The following is a 19,458-nucleotide window of genomic DNA, read 5'->3' as shown; positions in this document are numbered from 1 at the left end:
ATAGTCCCCGTGCCCGATGCCGACCAGCGGTTTTCGATCAGAGGCTTTGCATTCCGGCCAGCTAAGGGTTAACATCCGCAACCCTTGAAAACCGACGTTCTCCAGCACACCTTATGTTTTGCCAGGAGCACGTCTACCCCGGTAATGAATTAAGGTAGCCCTGGATGCCAGCCGTCAAAGTTAAAGAGAACGAACCCTTCGACGTAGCTCTGCGTCGTTTCAAGCGCTCCTGCGAAAAAGCCGGTGTACTGGCTGAAGTTCGTAGCCGCGAGTTTTACGAGAAGCCGACCGCCGAGCGTAAGCGCAAAGCCGCTGCCGCTGTTAAGCGTCACGCGAAGAAAGTTCAGCGCGAACAGCGCCGCGCCGTTCGTCTGTACTAAGTACAGCCGTTCTACGCAAAGCTTCTGCCATGCCCGGCCTCGTGCCGGGCTTATGGTAGCGGTTGCTTGAAACCCTTGGCCATGCGCCTGGGGCGCCCCGGCAAAAGCCATGGGCAACCTGCCTCAACGCGTCAGAACTGGTCTTTGGCCAGGCGTGCACGTCTTTTCTGACGAGCCCTCACCGGCTACCGACGAGCACACACCTCTTCCTGCGACACCCCACGCCAAACCCGCGCACAAGCGTTTAGACTTGCCAGTTGCCAGATGACGAGGCTGCCATGGCCGGGCTGATTCCCCAGAGCTTTATCGATGACCTTCTCAACCGCACCGACATCGTCGATGTGGTGAGTTCGCGCATCCAGCTGAAAAAGACCGGCAAGAATCTTTCCGCCTGCTGCCCGTTCCACAAGGAAAAGAGCCCCTCCTTTACCGTCAGCCCCGACAAGCAGTTCTACTATTGCTTCGGCTGCGGCGCAGGGGGTAACGCCCTCGGCTTTGTCATGGACCACGACAACCTGGACTTCCCCCAGGCAGTCGAGGAATTGGCCCGCGCGGCCGGCATGGAAGTCCCTCGCGAGGAAGGCCGCCGCGGGCAGAAGCCACGCCAGCCGACCGACTCGCCGCTGTACCCCTTGCTGGAGGCGGCTAGCGAGTTCTATCGCCAGGCCCTGCGCAGCCACGCCACCCGCAAGGCGGCGGTGGAGTATCTCAAGGGGCGCGGCTTATCCGGCGAGATCGCCCGCGACTTTGGCCTGGGCTTCGCGCCGCCGGGCTGGGACAACCTGCTCAAGCACCTGGGTGCCGACTCGCTGCAACAGAAAGTGATGATCGACGCCGGCCTGCTGATCGAGAACGCCGAAAGCGGCAAGCGCTATGACCGCTTCCGCGACCGGGTGATGTTCCCGATCCGCGACAGCCGCGGCCGGGTCATCGCCTTTGGCGGCCGGGTGCTGGGCGACGACAAGCCCAAGTACCTGAACTCACCGGAAACCCCGGTGTTCCACAAGGGCCAGGAGCTCTACGGCCTGTACGAGGCACGCAAGCACAATCGCAACCTCGACGAGATCATCGTCGTCGAAGGCTACATGGACGTGATCGCCCTGGCCCAGCAGGGCTTGCGCAATGCGGTGGCCACCCTCGGCACGTCCACCAGCGAGGAACACCTCAAGCGCCTGTTCCGCGTAGTGCCCAGCGTGCTGTTCTGTTTCGACGGTGACCAAGCTGGCCGCAAGGCCGCCTGGCGCGCCCTGGAGGCGACCCTGTCGAGCCTGCAGGACGGTCGCCGCGCACGCTTCCTGTTCCTGCCCGAAGGCGAAGACCCGGACAGCCTGGTGCGCGCCGAAGGCACCGACGCCTTCCAGGCCCGCATCAACCAGCACGCCCAGCCATTGGCCGACTATTTCTTCGAGCAGTTGAGCAACGAGGCCGACCCACGCTCGCTGGAAGGCAAGGCGCACATGGTGACGCTGGCCGCACCGCTGATCGAAAAGGTCCCGGGCGCCAACCTGCGCCAACTGATGCGCAATCGCCTGAAAGACATCACCGGCCTCGACCCGCAGCAGATGGAGCAACTGGCCCAGAGCGCGCCAGCACCCAGCGCGCCGGATTACGACCCCGGCTACGACTACGACGCCATGGCAAGCTACGTGCCTGACCATGGCGATATGCACTACCAGCCCGACTATGCCGCACCACATCAGGAGCAACGCCCCTGGACGCCGAACAAAGGTGGCGGCAAAAAGCAGTGGGACGGCAAGCCCTGGGACAAGAAAGGTGGCAAGCCGTGGCAGCGCGATGGCCAGCGCGGCGAAGCGCCACCGCGGGTACCCGCGCCAGTGGAACCACCGACGCTCTCGGCCCTGCGCACCTTGCTGCATCACCCGCTGCTGGCCGGCAAGGTCGAGGATGCCAGCCACTTCGCCGACGAAGAGCAACTGTACAGCCAACTGCTGGTGGCCCTCATCGAGGCCGCGCAGAAGAATCCTAAGCTAAGCTCAATGCAGCTGATTGCACGCTGGCACGGGACCGAACAGGGTCGCCTGCTGCGCGCCCTGGCGGAAAAGGAATGGTTGATCGATGCCGACAACCTTGAACAACAGTTTTTCGACACTATAACTAGCTTGTCCGCTCGCCAGCGCGAGCGCAGCCTGGAACATCTGCTCAGGAAAGCGCGTCTAAGTGAACTGAGTACAGAGGAAAAATCTCAGCTGCTTACCCTGCTGAGCCGTAATGTTCCCGCACAAAACCCGACCTCATCTGGCGCGTGAGGTCCATGCTCGGGTATAATCCTCGGCTTGTTTTTTGCCCGCCAAGACCTTCAGTGGATAGGGTGTTATGTCCGGAAAAGCGCAACAGCAATCTCGTATCAAAGAGTTGATCACCCGCGGTCGTGAGCAGGGCTACCTGACTTACGCGGAGGTCAACGACCACCTGCCAGAGGATATTTCAGATCCGGAGCAGGTGGAAGACATCATCCGCATGATCAACGACATGGGGATCAACGTATTCGAGAGTGCTCCGGATGCGGATGCCCTGTTGTTGGCGGAAGCCGACACTGACGAGGCCGCAGCCGAAGAGGCCGCCGCCGCATTGGCGGCTGTCGAGACCGATATCGGCCGCACGACCGACCCGGTGCGCATGTACATGCGCGAAATGGGTACCGTCGAGCTGCTGACCCGCGAAGGCGAGATCGAAATCGCCAAGCGTATCGAGGAAGGCATCCGTGAAGTCATGGGCGCCATCGCTCACTTCCCGGGTACTGTCGACTACATCCTCGGCGAATACGACCGTGTCACCTCCGAAGGTGGCCGGCTGTCCGACGTTCTCAGCGGTTACATCGACCCTGACGACAACATCGCCGCACCGACCGAAGAAGTACCGATCCCAGGTGCCAAGGCCGCTGCCGCGAAGGAAGAAAGCGACGACGAAGACGAAGAGAACGCCGATGGCGACGACGAGGAAGAGGCCGAAAGCGGTCCGGATCCGGTCGTTGCCGCCCAGCGTTTCGGTGCGGTCAAGGATCAGCTGGTCGATACCCTCAAAGTGCTGAAGAAGCACGGTCGAGGCCATAAAGACAGCATCGGCGCCATGCAGGCGCTTGCCGACCTGTTCATGCCGATCAAGCTGGTACCGAAACAGTTCGACGTTCTGGTCGAACGCGTACGCGGTGCCCTGGATCGCCTGCGCCAGCAAGAACGCGCCATCATGCAACTGTGCGTGCGTGACGCGCGCATGCCGCGTGCCGACTTCCTGCGCCTGTTCCCGAGCAACGAGACCGACCAGACCTGGTCCGGTGACCTGGCCAAGCGCAACACCAAATGGGCCGCCGCCCTGGGTGAGAAAAACGCCGCCATCGTTGCCTGCCAGCAAAAACTGATCGACCTCGAGACCGAGACCGGCCTGACGGTCGCCGAGATCAAGGACGTCAACCGCCGCATGTCCATCGGCGAGGCCAAGGCTCGCCGCGCCAAGAAGGAAATGGTCGAGGCGAACCTGCGTCTGGTGATCTCGATCGCCAAGAAGTACACCAACCGCGGCCTGCAATTCCTCGACCTGATCCAGGAAGGCAACATCGGCCTGATGAAGGCGGTGGACAAGTTCGAATACCGTCGCGGCTACAAGTTCTCGACCTACGCCACCTGGTGGATCCGCCAGGCGATCACCCGCTCGATCGCCGATCAGGCGCGCACCATCCGTATCCCGGTGCACATGATCGAGACGATCAACAAGCTCAACCGTATTTCCCGCCAGATGCTGCAGGAAATGGGTCGCGAACCGACCCCGGAAGAGCTGGGCGAACGCATGGAAATGCCTGAGGACAAGATCCGCAAGGTACTGAAGATCGCCAAAGAGCCGATCTCCATGGAAACCCCGATCGGTGACGACGAAGATTCGCATCTGGGGGACTTCATCGAGGACTCCACCATGCAGTCCCCGATCGACGTGGCCACGGTCGAAAGCCTCAAGGAAGCGACCCGTGACGTGCTCTCGGGCCTGACCGCACGCGAAGCCAAGGTGCTGCGCATGCGTTTCGGCATCGACATGAACACCGACCACACCCTCGAAGAAGTCGGCAAGCAGTTCGATGTGACCCGCGAGCGGATCCGTCAGATCGAAGCCAAGGCGTTGCGCAAGCTGCGCCACCCGACGCGAAGCGAGCATCTGCGCTCCTTCCTCGACGAGTAAAGACGAACCCCGGCCCAGGCCGGGGTTTTTCTTATGTGACGGAAGGTCGTTGCCACTGTCTACCCAGCGGGCGGAATGCCCGTCTACACTCGAATCAGACCCCCTGTTCGAGAGGCCGCTATGCCCATGATGCCGGCCTTCCTGTTGCTGCTCCTGCTCACCTGGAACACAACGGCCGGCGCCCTGACCCTGACCGACGAGGAACAAGCCTGGCTCAGCGCCCACCCGCAGCTGCGCCTGGGCGTCGATGCTTCATGGCCGCCGTTCGAATTCCGCGACCAGGAAGGTCGCTACCAGGGATTGGCCGCCGATTACATCGCCCTGATCCAGGAGCGCCTGGGGATCACCCTCAAGCCGATCGAGCCCAGCAGTTGGACCGAAGTCCTGGCACAGGCACGCAGCAACCGACTCGATCTGCTGCCCGGCATCATGTCCACACCGGAGCGGCAAGGCTATCTGGCCTTCACCCGCCCTTACCTGGACTTCCCTATCGTCATCCTCGCCCACTCCGGCGGCGCCCAACCGCGCAACCTCAAGGACCTTTACGGCCTGAAGATCGCCGTGGTGGAGAACTACGCCCCCCATGAGCTGCTGCGCACCCACCACCCGGACCTCAACCTGGTGGCCATGCCCAATGTCAGTTCCACCTTGCAGGCCTTGGCTACCGACGAGGTGGACGCCGTGGTCGGCGACCTCGCTTCGAGCATCTGGAGCCTGCGCCAGCTCAAGCTCGACGGCTTGTACGTAAGCGGTGAAACGCCGTACCGCTACCAGCTGGCCATGGCCGTGCCGCGGGAACAGAAGATGCTCGTCGGCATCCTCGACAAGGTCATGGCCGACATGAGCAGCAGCGAAGTCAGCCACATTCAGCAGCGCTGGGTGGGCAACGTCGTCGACCAGCGGACTTTCTGGCACGACGTGCTGCTCTACGGCCTACCAGCCGTGATGGTGCTGATGGCCATCCTGGCAGTGGTGATCCGCATCAACCGCCGTCTGAGTTCGGAGATTTCCCGGCGCATCGCCCTGGAACAGGAACTGCGCAGCAGCGAGTATCATTACCGCGGCCTGGTCGAGAGCCTGTCAGCAGTGGCCTGGGAGGCCGATGCCAACGATTTCAGCTACAGCTATGTGTCGCCGCACGCCGAGGACCTGCTCGGCTACCCGACAGGAGAATGGCTCAAACCGGGCTTTTGGCGCAGCATCCTGCACCCGGAAGATGCCCTGTGGGCGCAGGCCTACTGCGACAGCGAAACAGCCGCCGGGCGCGACCACAGCCTCGACTACCGGGTGATCCGCGCCGACGGCCACACCCTATGGGTGCGCAACATCGTCAGCATGATCGAACATGGCCACAAGTCGCTGATGCGCGGATTGATGATCGACATCAGCGAAACCAAGCACACCGAAGATGCCCTGCGCCTGTCGGAGCAGAAGTTCGCCTCGGTGTTCCAGCAGTGCCCGGACATCCTGATCATCGCCCGGCACAGCGACGGCTGCCTGCTGGAGGTAAACGAAGCCTTCGAGGAACTGATCGGCCTGAGCCCGGCGCAAGTGATCGGCCGCACCGCCACCGAGCTCGGGCTGTGGGGCGTGGCCGGTACCGGCCCGGCCCTGCTCGAGCGCCTGCATCGCGGCGGCATCCGCAACCTGGAGATGACCTTTCGCCGCAACAACGGCGAGTTGTTCACCGGTCTGACCTCGGCCGAGACTTTCGACCTCGACGGCATGCCGGCACTGGTTGTGGCGATCCGCGATATCAGCCAGCTGAAGGAAACCCAGCAGCAACTGCAGACCTCCGAGGAGAAGTTCGCCAAGGCCTTCCACGCCTCACCCGATGGCCTGTTGCTGTCACGCCAGAGCGACGGCCTGCTGCTGGAGGTCAACGAAGGCTTCTGCCGCCTCACCGGCTACGACATCAGCCCAACGGTCGACCAGACCTCGCTGGACCTGGGTATCTGGGTCGACCTCAACGAGCGCCAACGCCTGGTCGATCAACTGCAGCGTGACGGTTTCGTGCGCGATTTCAGCTGCCATATCCGCCGCAGCGACGGGCAGATCCGCCTCTGTGAACTGTCCGCCCGGCCACTGCCGATCGGCGGCGTCGACTGTATGCTGACCATCGCCCGCGATATCACCGAACGCCACCTGATGCAGGAGAAGCTGCAACTGGCCGCCACGGTGTTCGAGAACACCGCCGAGGGCGTGCTGATAACCGACACCGACCAGCGCATCAGCGCGGTCAACCGCGCGTTCAGCGAAATCACCGGCTACAGCGAGATCGAAGCCCTCGGCCAGACTCCGCGACTGCTCGCCTCCGGCCAGCACGACAGCGCCTTCTACGTCGCCATGTGGCACCAGTTGACCGCGGAAGGCCACTGGCAGGGCGAGATCTACAACAAACGCAAGAACGGCGAACTCTACCCCGGCTGGCTGACCATCAGCGCCGTGCGCAACCACGAACGCGAGATCACCCACTTCGTCGCCGTTTTCGCCGACATTTCCAGTATCAAGCACGCCCAGGCCAAGCTCGACTACCAAGCCCACCACGACCCGTTGACCGGCCTGCCCAATCGCGCCCTGTTCGAAAGCCGCCTGCAGGCCGCGCTCAGCTGCGCCCAGGTATCCAACCGCCAGGGCGCGGTGCTGTTCCTCGACCTCGACCGCTTCAAGCACATCAACGACAGCCTCGGCCACCCAGTGGGCGACCTGTTGCTCAAGGGCATCGCCCAGCGCCTCAAGGAGCAGGTGCGTGATGTCGACACCGTGGCCCGCCTGGGCGGCGACGAGTTCATCATCCTTTTGCCCGGATTGCACAAGCCCAGCGATGCCAGCGCCATCGCCAACAAGCTGCTGGCCGGCTTCCACGCACCCTTCCAGGCCGGCGAGCACGAGTTCTTCACCAGCGCCAGCATCGGTATCAGCCTTTACCCACAAGACGGCACCGATGTCGCCAACCTGATCCGCAACGCCGACGCCGCCATGTACCGCTCCAAGGCCAAGGGCCGCAACCGGGTAGAGGCCTACACCCGCGAACTGACCACCCAGGCCAGCGAGCGCATCGCCCTGGAACACGAACTGCGCCGCGCCATCGAGCGCAATGAGCTGAGCCTGTGCTACCAGCCCAAGTTCAGCCTAAAGACCCAGAGCCTGGTGGGCGCCGAGGCGCTGATCCGCTGGAGCCACCCGACTTTCGGCGACGTGCCGCCCGAGCAGTTCATTCACCTGGCCGAGGAGAACGGCACCATTCTCCAGCTTGGCGACTGGGTACTGGAGCAGGCCTGCCGGCAGATGCACAGCTGGAAGAAGACCTACCACGCCTTCGGCCCGCTCTCGATCAACCTCGCCGGCGCCCAGCTGCGCCAGCCCAACCTGGCCCGGCGCATCGAGCAACTGCTGCGCAGCTACCAGCTCAAGGCGGGCGACCTGCAACTGGAGATCACCGAAAACTTCATCATGAGCCAGGCCGAGGAGGCGCTGAGCGTGCTGCACCAGCTCAAGCAACTGGGCGTGCAGTTGGCCATCGACGACTTCGGCACCGGCTACTCCTCGCTCAGCTACCTCAAGCGCCTGCCGCTGGACATCCTCAAGATCGACCAGTCGTTCATTCGGGGCCTGCCCGACGACCCCCACGACGCCGCCATCGCCCGCGCCATCATCGCCCTGGGCCGCAGCATGCAACTGACGATCATTGCCGAAGGCGTGGAGAACCAGGCGCAGCAGCGCTTCCTAGCCGCCGAAGGTTGCGAGCAGATCCAGGGCTACATCGTCAGCCTGCCCCTGCCCCCGGACGAATTCGCGGCGACCTTTCTTCGCATAGCACAAACGGATCTTTCGGATGGCACGCTATCTAAACCCTCGTTATAATCCTGCCCACTTGCTGAGGGCCTATAGCTCAGTTGGTTAGAGCAGAGGACTCATAATCCTTTGGTCCACGGTTCGAGTCCGTGTGGGCCCACCATCTTCGAAGCCGCGCATTGCGCGGCTTTTGCGTTTTTGGCGGGATCGCCTCAGATACGGAATGCTCATTTGCAACTCGTACACCCGAGTGCGAGCCGGGTCCTTTCCTCATCCGTTTTTGTGGGGCCGGCATCGCCTACGCCGCCCGGCCTGACTTTTGCTCGACGACTATTCGCACACAATCTACTCGTCAGCCGGCTCGAAGCGCTCGCCACGAAACACCCGACGTGGATTGCCACGCTCGATGCGGTGATGGAACAACCGCCGCTCCGCGCGCAGTTCGCTGTCGACCTGCTCTGCCTGTTGCGCCAGGCGTTGACCGATGAGCAGCAGCGCCAAGCGCTTGTTGGCGTGCTGGCTACGCTCGCTCTGTACCTTGACGCTGACGCCGCTGGCCAGGTGCGTGGCGCGCACTGCCGAGTCGGTGGTGTTGACATGCTGACCACCCGGCCCGGACGAACGCAAGGTCTCGAAGTGGATCTCGCTCGCCAATTCCGGTGCCGGTGGCGCAAACCGTGCGCCCCCAAAAAACCAGTTCTTGCGCGCATGCGCCGGCCGGTACGGACTGCTGCACGTCCATTGCAGCGAGCCCGTCCAGTGATCCGCCAGGCGCTCGGCCTGCTCGCCATCCAGTGCCAGCAACACCGAGCGCAAGGTACCGCGCCGCGGCCCCGGCTCTTGTTCGAGTATCCGTACCGCCACGGCCTGGGCATCCGCTTCGGCCTGCAGCCTGAGCAATGCCTTGGCCACTGCCAGAGCACATTCTTCCGGCCCCTGAGCCGCCGAGAGTTGCAGTAGGATCATCAGCAGCACCCTCCGCGCGTCTTGTAGGTGAGCACCGGTTTCAGTCGTGCCAGCACGCGAACAAAGCCCGCTTCACGCAAGGCACCCACCACCGAGTCGATAGCCTTGTAGGCCTCCGGCGCTTCCTCGTAGATCAGCGCCCGGTCGGCGCAGATCACGCGGCTGCCTAGTGCGGTGCGACTCAGTTGCTCGACGCTGTAGCGCGAGGCGAGGCGCTCCTTGCACTCGCTGCGCATCCATTTGCGTCCGGCGCCATGGGCCAGGGACAACAGGCTGCGCTCGTCGGCGATCGGCTGTACCAAGTAGCTGTAGTCGCCGCGCGAACCAGGGATCACCACCGCCCCCTGATCCGAAGGTGTGGCGCCTTTGCGATGCAGCCAACCATCGAGCCCGTCGACCTGCGCTGGCGACACCAGGTTGTGGTTGATGTCGAGCAGTACATCGCCATCGGCACGCAAGCGGTCGAGCATGCGCCGGGCAATCAACTGACGGTTGGCTTCGGCAAAACGCAGCGCGCCGTCGTGCCGGCCCAGGTAATGAGTGCTGGCCTCGCTGCCCGCCTCCAGTCCGTGATGACCGAACAGGTCGACCTGCTCACGCAAGATCGCCTCGCCCAAACCACGCGAGCCGCTGTGCACCAGCAACAGCAGGTGTTTGCGCTCGATGCCCAAGGCTGTCAGGGCAGCATCGTCGTAGTTTTCATCGAGTTGCTGCAGCTCGGCGAAGTGGTTACCACCACCAATGGTGCCTAGAGAGCGCTCGTGCCCCGTGGCAGGCAAACCGAAGCTGGCGACGGCCTCCTGCCACGTCTCGTCGAGCGGCAGGTCGAGGTTGCCAAGGCGTTTCTCCAGCTTGTCCAGATGCAGCTTGGCGGTCGGGATGTCCGTGCGCCACAACGCCATGCCACAGCCGATGTCATTGCCGACCAGCGCCGGGTACAAACGCCCCACGGAAAAGAATGCCGCGCCGACCGGATAGCCACGCCCCGGGTGCAGGTCCGGCATGCCGGCCACCCGATGCATGCCCCTTAGGCGAGCGGTGGTTTCGAGTTGTTGGATCGCTTTTCCTTCGATCCAGGTGTCGTCCGCGGCGACCAATACGGCGCCGTCGGACAAATTGCGAATGCAAGTGCCCATAGTCCAATCCTGATGGGTTGAAACAAAAAGATGTTCGGATTGGCAGGCCAGAGGCCGGGCGTTGCGGTACCGCTAACGAGTAGCGGCGAATGCGATCAAGCCAGGCGCGACCTGCAAAGGGTGATCAACTGTTGCATGATGTACCTCCTTTGCTGTCGGGGTGAGAGAAGGCGGGCATCTTAGGTGTGCAATTGCCACCTTGCAACAACCTTGATCACATTTTTACCAGGAGAACAACGTCATGGCCGAAAACCTGACCGCTCCGCGGTACAAAAAACAATACACTGGCGCTACAGTGCCCAGCTTCCCCTGGATTTGTAGCTCGGGTCACTCTGACCAGCGGCAAAGTGCCTTTAGCACACCCGTTCTATTTCGCCATCACTGCCGCGTTTCTAGAATCCCTCCATCGCTTCGGCACCGGGTCGGAGCCCAGTGATCGAGGGAACGTCACATGAACATCCAAGGAACGCTTGGGACCCTACTCGTTGTACCGATGCTGGCCACGCTCGCAGGTTGCGTGGCACCGGGCTCCTACAACCAGGGCCAGCAGCCCAGTCAGATGGCTGGCGGCAACGCCCCCTGCACGCCCAGTGCGACCGACAACCTGATCTCCACCGGCCGCAGCCTGCTCAGCATCGCCAACTCCGTGCTCGAAACCAAGAACAGCATGAATGGCACTTCAGCCACCTATGACCAACGCATGCAGCTTGCAGAGAACGCGCAGAAGGTCAACAAAGGCAACCAGATGCTCGACAATGTCGAGAGCATGACTGCTGGCCTGAAGTCGCCTTGCACCACGGCGCAGACCAGCGCGTCACGTTGATCAAATCCGATCAGGGCTGCGCAGCAGCCCCGGTCGTAAACGTCTCTCGGCGATTCAAACCGACGCCAGCACCTTGCAGCCACGCCGCGAAATCTCGATCCTCGTGTAACTTGCCTCACCCAGCCCGCTGATCCGGTCAAGGCAGGCGGCAGGGTCCTGCAGCGGCAGCTCCAGCAACTGCCGGGTATCGCGCTCCCACCAGCGCGATGCGAGCAGACGCTCGATCATCGCTTCCGGGTATCGATAACGCACGACCTTGGCTGGAAAGCCCGCCACCACGGCATAGGGCGGCACGTCCCGAGTCACCAGGGCGCGAGTGGCGACAATCGCGCCCGTGCCCACTTCGACGCCCTCCATGATCATCGCACCTTCGCCGATCCACACGTCATGGCCAATGCGCGCCGGCGTGCTCGGCGGCTCGTACTGCCACTGGGTGCCGGTGAACTGGAAAGGGTGGGAGCTCAACCAGTCGGTGGGATGAGCGTATTTTTCCTGGCCAATGACCACCGCGCTGCCAATGGAGCAGTAACGCCCGATCGACTCGACCACCTGCAGCGAGCCGCCGCTGCGGATATAGGTATGAGCCCCGATCGAGACATCCAGGGTGGCGGCGCTGACCGTCACATCGCCAATGCGCACTTCAGCCTCGAGCGCCAGCTTCGCCCGCTTGCCGAACTTGGAAATGCCCGTACTCACCTTGCAACCGTGTTGGCGAATCCATCGCCGCCAGTACCAGTCCTTGAACTTCATGGGTCAATCACTCCTGCCATGGTCCAGGCTGCCGAGCGGCAGCGGCCCGCTATCGTACCGCCTTGCCAACGTAATGCCAGCCCTGGGCGCCTTGCGCGAATCGGTCGCGCTTGCATAGGCTAGCAGCTCGACAAAAGAGACCTACCATGCCGGCCACCTCCTCCATCACCCTCGACGCCATCGATCGCCAGTTGATCTCCCTGTTGCAGATCAACGCCCGCGAAAGCGTCGCCACGCTCGCCCGCCAACTGGGGATCGCCCGTACCACGGTGAACTCGCGCCTCGAACGCCTGGAACGCAACAAGGTGATCACCGGCTATGGCGTGCGCCTGGGGCAGCGCCTGATCGGCGGCGGCCTGCAGGCGTACGTGGGGATCAAGGCTCAGCCGCGCTCGGGCAAGGACATCGTGCGCCACCTGAGCGCCATGGGGCAGGTCCAGCAATTATGCGCGGTCAGTGGCGAATTCGACTATGTGGCCTGGCTGCTCAGCGACTCACCGGAGCAGCTGGACCAGTTGCTAGACCTGATCGGCAGCCTCGACGGGGTGGAGAAGACCACCACGTCGATCATCCTCAGCAGCAAGGTGGACCGCGGGCAGCCAGGCTGAGGCCCTCAGGCCTCCATCGCGTCGAGCAGCCCTTCTAGCAGCGCCCGTACCGTTTCCGCCGAATGCAGGGTCGACCAGATCATCGCCCGCCCCGCCTCGGGGGCATGGTGCTGGGCGAGGGATGCATCTCGCCTCAGGACTTGGAAACCCAAGTGAAACAACTTGAAAGTAATGCTCTATACGTAAATCACGTATAGAAGTGGCATTATGGTGCACCTGAAAAGCAGGAGCCACCAATGCCACGCAACATCTTCACTGAACTCACCGAAGGTTTCGACGCCCTTGCCGATGAGCGCGCCGGCAAACTGACCCTGCGTTCGCACAAGGTAGCCTTCGAGGAACTGGCCCCACTGGCCCCCAATGAACTGACCGAGCTGCGCCAGCGCCTGAACATGTCCCGGGCGGTATTTGCCGCGTACCTGCGCACCAACGCCCGCACCCTGGAGAGCTGGGAGCAAGGCCGCTCCAAGCCCAACGCCCAGGCCGTGGCGCTGATCCGGCTGGTGCAGAAATACCCTGAAACCGTCGAGCACCTGGCATCATTGAGCTGATTCGTCATTTTTTAATAAACATCAATCATCAAGACGAAACAAATCACATAACGACGTCGATTTTCACCTTAATAACGAACACCCCACTTCATAAAATGGCCACCAGGCATTCTCTATACTCAGGCTCCGCCCCCTGCGCAGCCCCTGGCAAGGTCATTACATGAACAAGAAAAACCGCCACCCCGCCGACGGCAAGAAACCCATCACCATCTTCGGCCCGGACTTTCCCTTCGCCTTCGACGACTGGCTGGAGCACCCGGCCGGCCTGGGCAGCATTCCCGAGGCGCGCCATGGCGAAGAAGTGGCGATCGTCGGTGGCGGTATTGCCGGGCTGGTGGCGGCCTACGAGTTGATGAAGCTGGGCCTCAAGCCCGTGGTGTACGAAGCTTCCAAGCTGGGTGGCAGGCTGCGTTCGCAGGTGTTCAACGGTACCGACGGCATCGTCGCCGAACTGGGCGGCATGCGTTTCCCGGTGTCGTCCACCGCCTTCTACCACTACGTCGACAAGCTGGGCCTGGAGACCAAGCCCTTCCCCAACCCGCTGACGCCGGCCTCAGGGAGTACGGTGATCGACCTGGAAGGCCAGACCTACTACGCCGAGAAGTACGCCGACCTGCCGCAGCTGTTCCACGAAGTGGCCGACGCCTGGGCCGACGCCCTGGAGAGCGGCGCGCAGTTCGCCGACATTCAGCAGGCCATTCGCGACCGCGACGTACCACGCCTGAAAGACCTGTGGAACAAGCTGGTGCCGCTGTGGGACGACCGCACTTTCTATGACTTCGTCGCCACCTCGCGCTCGTTCGCCAAGCTGAGCTTCCAGCACCGCGAGGTGTTCGGCCAGGTGGGCTTCGGCACCGGCGGCTGGGACTCGGACTTCCCCAACTCGATGCTGGAAATCTTCCGCGTGGTGATGACCAACTGCGACGACCACCAGCACCTAGTGGTCGGCGGCGTCGAGCAGGTGCCCCAAGGCATCTGGCGCCATGTACCGGAGCGCTGCGCCCACTGGCCGGCGGGCACCAGCCTCAGTACGCTGCATGGCGGCGCGCCGCGCACCGGGGTCAAGCGCATCGCCCGCGCCAGCGATGGGCGCCTGGCGGTCACCGACAACTACGGTGACGTGCGCCACTACGCTGCTGTGCTCACCACCTGCCAGAGCTGGTTGCTGACCACCCAGATCGACTGCGAAGAGTCGCTGTTCTCGCAGAAAATGTGGATGGCCCTGGACCGCACCCGCTACATGCAGTCGTCGAAGACCTTCGTCATGGTCGATCGCCCGTTCTGGAAGGACAAAGACCCGCAGACCGGTCGCGACCTGATGAGCATGACCCTCACCGACCGCCTGACCCGCGGCACCTACCTGTTCGACAACGGCGACGACAAGCCGGGGGTGATCTGCCTGTCCTACGCCTGGATGAGCGACGCCCTGAAGATGCTGCCGCACCCGACCGAAAAGCGCGTGCAACTGGCTCTCGACGCGCTGAAGAAGATCTACCCCAAGACCGATATCGCCGGGCATATCATCGGCGATCCGATCACCATCTCGTGGGAGGCCGACCCGCACTTCCTCGGTGCCTTCAAGGGCGCGCTGCCGGGCCACTACCGCTACAACCAGCGCATGTACGCGCACTTCATGCAGGCCGACATGCCCGCCGAGCAGCGCGGCATCTTCATCGCCGGTGACGACGTATCGTGGACCCCGGCCTGGGTCGAAGGCGCGGTGCAGACCTCGCTCAATGCCGTGTGGGGTATCATCAACCACTTCGGTGGCCAGACCCACCCGGACAACCCCGGCCCGGGCGATGTGTTCCACGAGATCGGTCCGATCGCCCTGGCCGACTGAGCGAAGGAGTAGCGCCATGCGCATCGCCCTGTACCAGGGCACGCCAAAGCCATTGGACGTGCCCGGCAACCTCGAGCGCCTGCAGCACCAGGCCCAGCTTGCCGCTGCCCGCGGCGCCCGGTTGCTGGTGTGCCCGGAGATGTTCCTCAGCGGCTACAACATCGGCCTGGACCAGGTGGAACGCCTGGCCGAGGCCGAGGACGGCCCCTCGGCGATGAGCGTCGTCGAGATTGCCCAGGCGCACCGCATCGCCATCGTCTATGGCTACCCCGAGCGGGCCGAGGACGGGGCGATCTACAACAGCGTGCAACTGATCGACGCCCATGGCCGCAGCCTGTGCAACTACCGCAAGACCCACTTGTTCGGTGAGCTGGACCGCTCGATGTTCAGCCCGGGCGGCGATCACTTCCCGGTCGTCGAGCTGGAGGGCTGGAAGGTCGGCATGCTGATCTGCTACGACATCGAGTTCCCGGAGAACGCCCGGCGCCTGGCGCTGAAAGGCGCCGAGCTGATCCTGGTGCCGACGGCAAACATGGCGCCCTACGACTTCGTCTGCCAGGTGACCGTGCGCTCGCGGGCGCAGGAGAACCAGTGCTACCTGGTATACGCCAACTACCGCGGCAGCGAGGGCGAGATCCAGTATTGCGGGCAGAGCAGCATCATCGGGCCGGACGGCGATGTACTGGCGATGGCCGACCACGAGGAAGGACTGTTGCTGGCAGATCTGCAACGCGAGCGGGTACTGAAAGGGCGGGAAGCGTTTCCCTACTTGGCGGACCTGCGTCGGGACCTGCATTGACAGCCGCAGGGCCAGAACAGACAACCCCAGCATTGCGCGCTAGCATGGCGTCATGTCCGACACCATTCGTCACCTCACCCTCGCCAACGGCCTGCACCTGACCCTGCGCCACGCGCCACGCCTCAAGCGCGCGGCCGCAGCGCTGCGGGTGCATGCCGGCAGCCACGACGCACCAGCGCGCTGGCCGGGCCTGGCGCACTTTCTCGAACACCTGTTCTTCCTCGGTAATACGCGTTTTCCGTTGGACGACGGCCTGATGCGCTACGTCCAAAGCCTGGGTGGCCAGGTCAACGCCAGCACCCGCGAGCGCACCACCGACTTCTTCTTCGAAGTGCCGCGCACAGCGCTGGCCGGCGGGCTGGAGCGCCTGTGCCAGATGCTCGCCGAACCGGACTTCGCCCTCGAGCGTCAACGCCGCGAACGCGAGGTGATCCATGCCGAGTTCATCGCCTGGGCGCGCAATCCCGAGGCCCAACGCCAGTTCACCCTGTTGCAATCGGTGTCGGCGCGCCATCCGCTGAGCGCTTTCCATGCCGGCAACCGCTATAGCTTGCCGCTGGAAAGCCCCGCCTTCCAACAAGGGCTGAGGCAGTTCCATCAACGCCACTACCAGGGCGGGCAGCTCACCCTGAGCCTGGTCGGCCCGCAACCGCTGGATGAGCTGGCACAACTGGGCAGACGATACGGCGAGCTGTTCACCCAGGGCGCCGGCACCGTCCGGGACCGACCGCCCGCCTTGCTCGAAGCGCCTTTGCGCCAGCCAACCGCATGGGGTGCCCGTCATGACTGGCTGTTCGCCCATGACAGCGTGCCGGAAGGCGCGGAACAGGCGCTTGAATTGTTACTGGCCCAGCTCACCGACAGCCGGCCTGGCGGTTGGCTGGATGCCTTGCGCAAGCGCGGCTGGCTGCAGGACTGCAAGGCGCAACAACTTTACGCCCATGCCGGGCAGCTGCTCTGGCATGTTCAGTTGCAGCTGGCGGACGAAGCCTGCCTGGCCGAGACCTGGGCGCTGCTGCATGGCTGGCTGGGTTTTCTACGGCAGCAGGATCCTGGGCAGCTGAACCTGCGCTTCACGCAACTGCAGCAACGCCGGGAGCAAGCTGGCAGCGCGCTCGAACTGGCCCAGCGCGACAGCGCCGGGCGGCCGTTCAGCGGCCTGTCGGCCCAAGGCCTGGCCGCCTTCGATGCACTGCTGGCCGACCTGCCATCCACGGCGGCAGGAGACTGGCAGCTCCCTCCCGAAGAAGTACTGCTGGCAGACGCACTGCCCATGATCGGCAGCGTATTGCCAGCCGCGCTCGGTATCGGCGACTGCCTGCCGCCAGCACGCCAGTTCGCGGCGCTGGATCTGCGCTGGCAGGTTTCGTCGCCTCTGCGCCAACGCCTGTGGACCGTTCTCGAACACAGCCTTCGACCGTTGCGCGAGCGTGCCACGCAGGCGGCATTGCGACTGGGCTTCGAGGCCTGCGGCGAGTACTGGCAGTTGCGCCTGGCGGGGCATCCCCTGGCCGTGATCAACGCCACGCAGGAGGCGCTTGCGTTGCTGCGTTCGCCTGCCAGGGAGCATTGGCACGCGCCAGCGGCAGCCGAAGCACCCTTGATACCGATCCGCACCCTGCTCAAGGCACTGCCAGACACTTTGCTGATGGGCGCAATACAACCACTGCATGCCTGCACGCCGGACCAGCCGCAGCTCGATTCACTCTGGCGACAGGCCCGGTGGCAGGGATTGGCGCAAGGATTCGACGCGGCGCAACAGGGGGCGCTGGGAACGGTACTGCAAAGCCTCATGGGCCAACCTGCCGAGCCTTCAGCGCCACGTCCGATCCACGAGCGCTACTGGCGGCAGATCCCGACTACGGGCAGCGAGCCCGCACTGTTGCTGTTCTGCCCATTGCCCGCGCGCCTGCACCCTGCCGGCCGCCTGCTCGCCCAGCTGTTGCAGGGCCCGGTCTATCAACGCCTGCGCGTCGAGCTACAACTGGGTTATGCGGTGTTCAGCGCCTTTCGTCAGATCGAAGGCTACGGCGGGCTCCTGTTCGGCGTGCAATCGCCGCACGCCAGCCACGCGCAGATCCTTGGCCACCTGCTGGAACTGCTGGGTCAAGGCGTCGCGCTGGACGCCGCTGCCCGTGCGCAGTTGGCAGACCAGTTCGACGAAACGGCGATGAGCAATGCCGATGTCGTGCAATGGGCCTGGCAGGCACATATGGCGACACATAATCCGGACCTTTCGCGCATGCAGCAGTCTATTCTCAACGTCGAACAAGCTCAGTTGGACGACTTGCTGCAACAACTCATCGACGCCACGCACGGTTGGCTGTGCCTGGCCAATGCCGCCGCCCCAGACGCAAAATGGCGATAACGCTTGGGAGGATTGTTACCATTTGGGCAAGGGCACATTTCGAATAATTAACCTTTCGGTACAATTTTTTCTTGTAAGATAGCGCAATCTCGGTCAATGGAACCTCTCGTGCCTGAGAGAACCCAATAATGAACCGACCACCTCAAACCCCATCCGGAAGGAGCAAACCCATGTGGACCAAACCTGCATACACTGACCTGCGTATCGGCTTCGAAGTGACCATGTACTTCGCCAACCGCTAAGCGGCAGTGCGTTACGACGCCTCGGCCCGCCGGGGCGTTGTCGTTTTTCGGATCAGCGTTTACGAGGGCGCGCATGTACATCCAGATTCTCGGTTCCGCCGCCGGTGGCGGCTTCCCCCAGTGGAACTGCAACTGCGTCAACTGCAAGGGCTACCGCGACGGCACCCTGCGCGCCACGGCGCGTACCCAGTCGTCCATCGCCCTGTCCGACGACGGCGAGCATTGGATCCTGTGCAATGCCTCACCGGACATCCGCGCCCAGCTCCAGGCTTTCGCGCCAATGCAGCCGGCCCGGGCCCTGCGGGACACCGGTATCAGTGCCATCGTCCTGCTCGACAGCCAGATCGACCACACCACCGGCCTGCTCAGCCTGCGCGAAGGCTGCCCGCACCAGGTGTGGTGCACCGACATGGTCCACCAGGACCTGAGCACCGGCTTCCCGCTGTTCAACATGCTCAGCCACTGGAACGGCGGGCTGGTGTGGAACCGCATCGAGCTCGCTGGCAGCTTCGTCATCGACGCGTGCCCGAACCTGCGCTTCACTCCCTTCCCGCTGCGCAGCGCCGCGCCGCCCTACTCGCCGCACCGTTTCGACCCGCACCCCGGCGACAACCTCGGGCTGCTGGTGGAGGACACCCGCACCGGCGGCAAGCTGTTCTACGCGCCGGGCCTGGGCCAGGTCGACGCCAAGCTGCTGGAGATGATGCACGGCGCCGATTGCCTGCTGGTCGACGGTACCCTGTGGGAGGATGATGAGATGCAGCGCCGCGGCGTCGGCACCCGCACCGGCCGCGAGATGGGCCACCTGGCGCAGAATGGCGCGGGCGGTATGCTCGAGGTGCTGGACGGCTTCCCACGTCAGCGCAAGGTGCTTATCCACATCAACAACACCAACCCGATCCTCGACGAAGACTCGCCGGAGCGTGCCGAAGTACAGCGCCGCGGCGTGGAAGTCGCCTTCGATGGCATGAGTATCGAGTTGTAAGGAGGCCCTGTGAGCGACGCAACGCCG

General features: G+C 63.5%; 15 protein-coding genes and 1 tRNA gene. 13 read left to right on the top strand and 3 right to left on the bottom strand.

Annotated features, from left to right (window positions below; all coding sequences use genetic code 11):
• The first annotated feature begins 164 nt into the window (after positions 1 to 164).
• From rpsU to DFS21_RS06885, 5 genes are all read left to right on the top strand, one after another.
• Positions 165 to 380, top strand: coding sequence for a 30S ribosomal protein S21 (gene rpsU / locus DFS21_RS06905; RefSeq protein ID WP_003255575.1), 216 nt, complete (start codon positions 165 to 167; stop codon positions 378 to 380).
• A 278-nt stretch (positions 381 to 658) separates the two neighbouring features.
• Positions 659 to 2,647: a DNA primase gene (gene dnaG / locus DFS21_RS06900; protein WP_110697465.1), complete on the top strand. Its 1,989-nt coding sequence runs from the start codon at positions 659 to 661 to the stop codon at positions 2,645 to 2,647.
• A gap of 67 nt (positions 2,648 to 2,714) precedes the next feature.
• Complete coding sequence (gene rpoD, locus DFS21_RS06895; protein WP_110697463.1) at positions 2,715 to 4,565, top strand: RNA polymerase sigma factor RpoD; 1,851 nt, start codon at positions 2,715 to 2,717, stop codon at positions 4,563 to 4,565.
• Positions 4,566 to 4,685: 120 nt separating this feature from the next.
• Positions 4,686 to 8,429 carry an EAL domain-containing protein gene (locus tag DFS21_RS06890; protein WP_111532025.1) on the top strand — a complete coding sequence of 1,248 codons (3,744 nt, stop codon included), beginning with the start codon at positions 4,686 to 4,688 and terminating at the stop codon, positions 8,427 to 8,429.
• Positions 8,430 to 8,446: 17 nt separating this feature from the next.
• Positions 8,447 to 8,523: transfer RNA gene (locus tag DFS21_RS06885), tRNA-Ile, on the top strand.
• A 182-nt stretch (positions 8,524 to 8,705) separates the two neighbouring features.
• Here DFS21_RS06885 and prfH read toward each other — a convergent pair.
• Both prfH and DFS21_RS06875 read right to left on the bottom strand, forming a co-directional pair.
• Complete coding sequence (gene prfH / locus DFS21_RS06880; protein ID WP_110697542.1) at positions 8,706 to 9,326, bottom strand: peptide chain release factor H; 621 nt, start codon at positions 9,324 to 9,326, stop codon at positions 8,706 to 8,708.
• On the bottom strand, positions 9,326 to 10,462 hold the full coding sequence (locus tag DFS21_RS06875) for an RNA ligase RtcB family protein (protein ID WP_111532024.1): 1,137 nt from the start codon (positions 10,460 to 10,462) through the stop codon (positions 9,326 to 9,328). The genes prfH and DFS21_RS06875 overlap by 1 nt, the downstream gene beginning before the upstream one ends.
• 451 nt (positions 10,463 to 10,913) lie before the next feature.
• On the opposite strand from DFS21_RS06875, the gene DFS21_RS06870 reads away from it, so the two are divergent.
• Positions 10,914 to 11,285 carry a hypothetical protein gene (locus DFS21_RS06870; protein WP_111532023.1) on the top strand — a complete coding sequence of 124 codons (372 nt, stop codon included), beginning with the start codon at positions 10,914 to 10,916 and terminating at the stop codon, positions 11,283 to 11,285.
• Positions 11,286 to 11,339: 54 nt separating this feature from the next.
• On the opposite strand, the gene DFS21_RS06865 is transcribed toward DFS21_RS06870, so the two are convergent.
• Positions 11,340 to 12,035, bottom strand: coding sequence for a CatB-related O-acetyltransferase (locus DFS21_RS06865; protein ID WP_111532022.1), 696 nt, complete (start codon positions 12,033 to 12,035; stop codon positions 11,340 to 11,342).
• A gap of 146 nt (positions 12,036 to 12,181) precedes the next feature.
• On the opposite strand from DFS21_RS06865, the gene DFS21_RS06860 reads away from it, so the two are divergent.
• The 7 genes from DFS21_RS06860 (at position 12,182) to pqqB (ending at position 19,431) form a co-directional block, all read left to right on the top strand.
• Positions 12,182 to 12,643 (top strand): Lrp/AsnC family transcriptional regulator, encoded by a 462-nt coding sequence (locus tag DFS21_RS06860; protein ID WP_094011516.1) that lies wholly within the window; start codon positions 12,182 to 12,184, stop codon positions 12,641 to 12,643.
• 236 nt (positions 12,644 to 12,879) lie between these two features.
• Positions 12,880 to 13,194: a DNA-binding transcriptional regulator gene (locus DFS21_RS06855; protein WP_023630006.1), complete on the top strand. Its 315-nt coding sequence runs from the start codon at positions 12,880 to 12,882 to the stop codon at positions 13,192 to 13,194.
• Positions 13,195 to 13,354: 160 nt separating this feature from the next.
• On the top strand, positions 13,355 to 15,037 hold the full coding sequence (locus tag DFS21_RS06850; RefSeq protein ID WP_102681915.1) for an NAD(P)/FAD-dependent oxidoreductase: 1,683 nt from the start codon (positions 13,355 to 13,357) through the stop codon (positions 15,035 to 15,037).
• 16 nt (positions 15,038 to 15,053) lie between these two features.
• The gene (locus tag DFS21_RS06845; RefSeq protein ID WP_111532021.1) at positions 15,054 to 15,836 is read left to right on the top strand and encodes a carbon-nitrogen hydrolase family protein; all 783 of its coding nucleotides are present in this window, start codon (positions 15,054 to 15,056) and stop codon (positions 15,834 to 15,836) included.
• Between the two features lie 52 nt (positions 15,837 to 15,888).
• Positions 15,889 to 18,204 carry a pyrroloquinoline quinone biosynthesis protein PqqF gene (gene pqqF, locus DFS21_RS06840; protein WP_111532020.1) on the top strand — a complete coding sequence of 772 codons (2,316 nt, stop codon included), beginning with the start codon at positions 15,889 to 15,891 and terminating at the stop codon, positions 18,202 to 18,204.
• Between the two features lie 170 nt (positions 18,205 to 18,374).
• Positions 18,375 to 18,446, top strand: coding sequence for a pyrroloquinoline quinone precursor peptide PqqA (pqqA, locus tag DFS21_RS06835; protein ID WP_003243383.1), 72 nt, complete (start codon positions 18,375 to 18,377; stop codon positions 18,444 to 18,446).
• A gap of 73 nt (positions 18,447 to 18,519) precedes the next feature.
• Positions 18,520 to 19,431: a pyrroloquinoline quinone biosynthesis protein PqqB gene (pqqB, locus tag DFS21_RS06830; RefSeq protein WP_111532019.1), complete on the top strand. Its 912-nt coding sequence runs from the start codon at positions 18,520 to 18,522 to the stop codon at positions 19,429 to 19,431.
• Positions 19,432 to 19,458 lie beyond the last annotated feature (27 nt).

This window comes from Pseudomonas sp. 2848, from assembly GCF_003253945.1.
Taxonomy (GTDB): Bacteria; Pseudomonadota; Gammaproteobacteria; order Pseudomonadales; family Pseudomonadaceae; genus Aquipseudomonas.
The sequence above is the reverse complement of the archived record's forward strand: the minus strand, read 5'-3'. Positions and strand labels throughout refer to the sequence as shown.

Bases quoted from the DNA above. Each gene is read 5' to 3' on its own strand.
- DFS21_RS06870 (WP_111532023.1), top strand. From the start codon at position 10,914: ATGAACATCCAAGGAACGCTTGGGACCCTACTCGTTGTACCGATGCTG.
- DFS21_RS06855 (WP_023630006.1), top strand. From the start codon at position 12,880: ATGCCACGCAACATCTTCACTGAACTCACCGAAGGTTTCGACGCCCTT.
- rpsU (WP_003255575.1), top strand. From the start codon at position 165: ATGCCAGCCGTCAAAGTTAAAGAGAACGAACCCTTCGACGTAGCTCTG.
- pqqF (WP_111532020.1), top strand. From the start codon at position 15,889: ATGTCCGACACCATTCGTCACCTCACCCTCGCCAACGGCCTGCACCTG.
- dnaG (WP_110697465.1), top strand. From the start codon at position 659: ATGGCCGGGCTGATTCCCCAGAGCTTTATCGATGACCTTCTCAACCGC.
- pqqB (WP_111532019.1), top strand. From the start codon at position 18,520: ATGTACATCCAGATTCTCGGTTCCGCCGCCGGTGGCGGCTTCCCCCAG.
- rpoD (WP_110697463.1), top strand. From the start codon at position 2,715: ATGTCCGGAAAAGCGCAACAGCAATCTCGTATCAAAGAGTTGATCACC.
- prfH (WP_110697542.1), bottom strand. From the start codon at position 9,326: ATGATCCTACTGCAACTCTCGGCGGCTCAGGGGCCGGAAGAATGTGCT.
- DFS21_RS06845 (WP_111532021.1), top strand. From the start codon at position 15,054: ATGCGCATCGCCCTGTACCAGGGCACGCCAAAGCCATTGGACGTGCCC.
- DFS21_RS06865 (WP_111532022.1), bottom strand. From the start codon at position 12,035: ATGAAGTTCAAGGACTGGTACTGGCGGCGATGGATTCGCCAACACGGT.
- DFS21_RS06860 (WP_094011516.1), top strand. From the start codon at position 12,182: ATGCCGGCCACCTCCTCCATCACCCTCGACGCCATCGATCGCCAGTTG.
- DFS21_RS06875 (WP_111532024.1), bottom strand. From the start codon at position 10,462: ATGGGCACTTGCATTCGCAATTTGTCCGACGGCGCCGTATTGGTCGCC.
- DFS21_RS06850 (WP_102681915.1), top strand. From the start codon at position 13,355: ATGAACAAGAAAAACCGCCACCCCGCCGACGGCAAGAAACCCATCACC.
- DFS21_RS06890 (WP_111532025.1), top strand. From the start codon at position 4,686: ATGCCCATGATGCCGGCCTTCCTGTTGCTGCTCCTGCTCACCTGGAAC.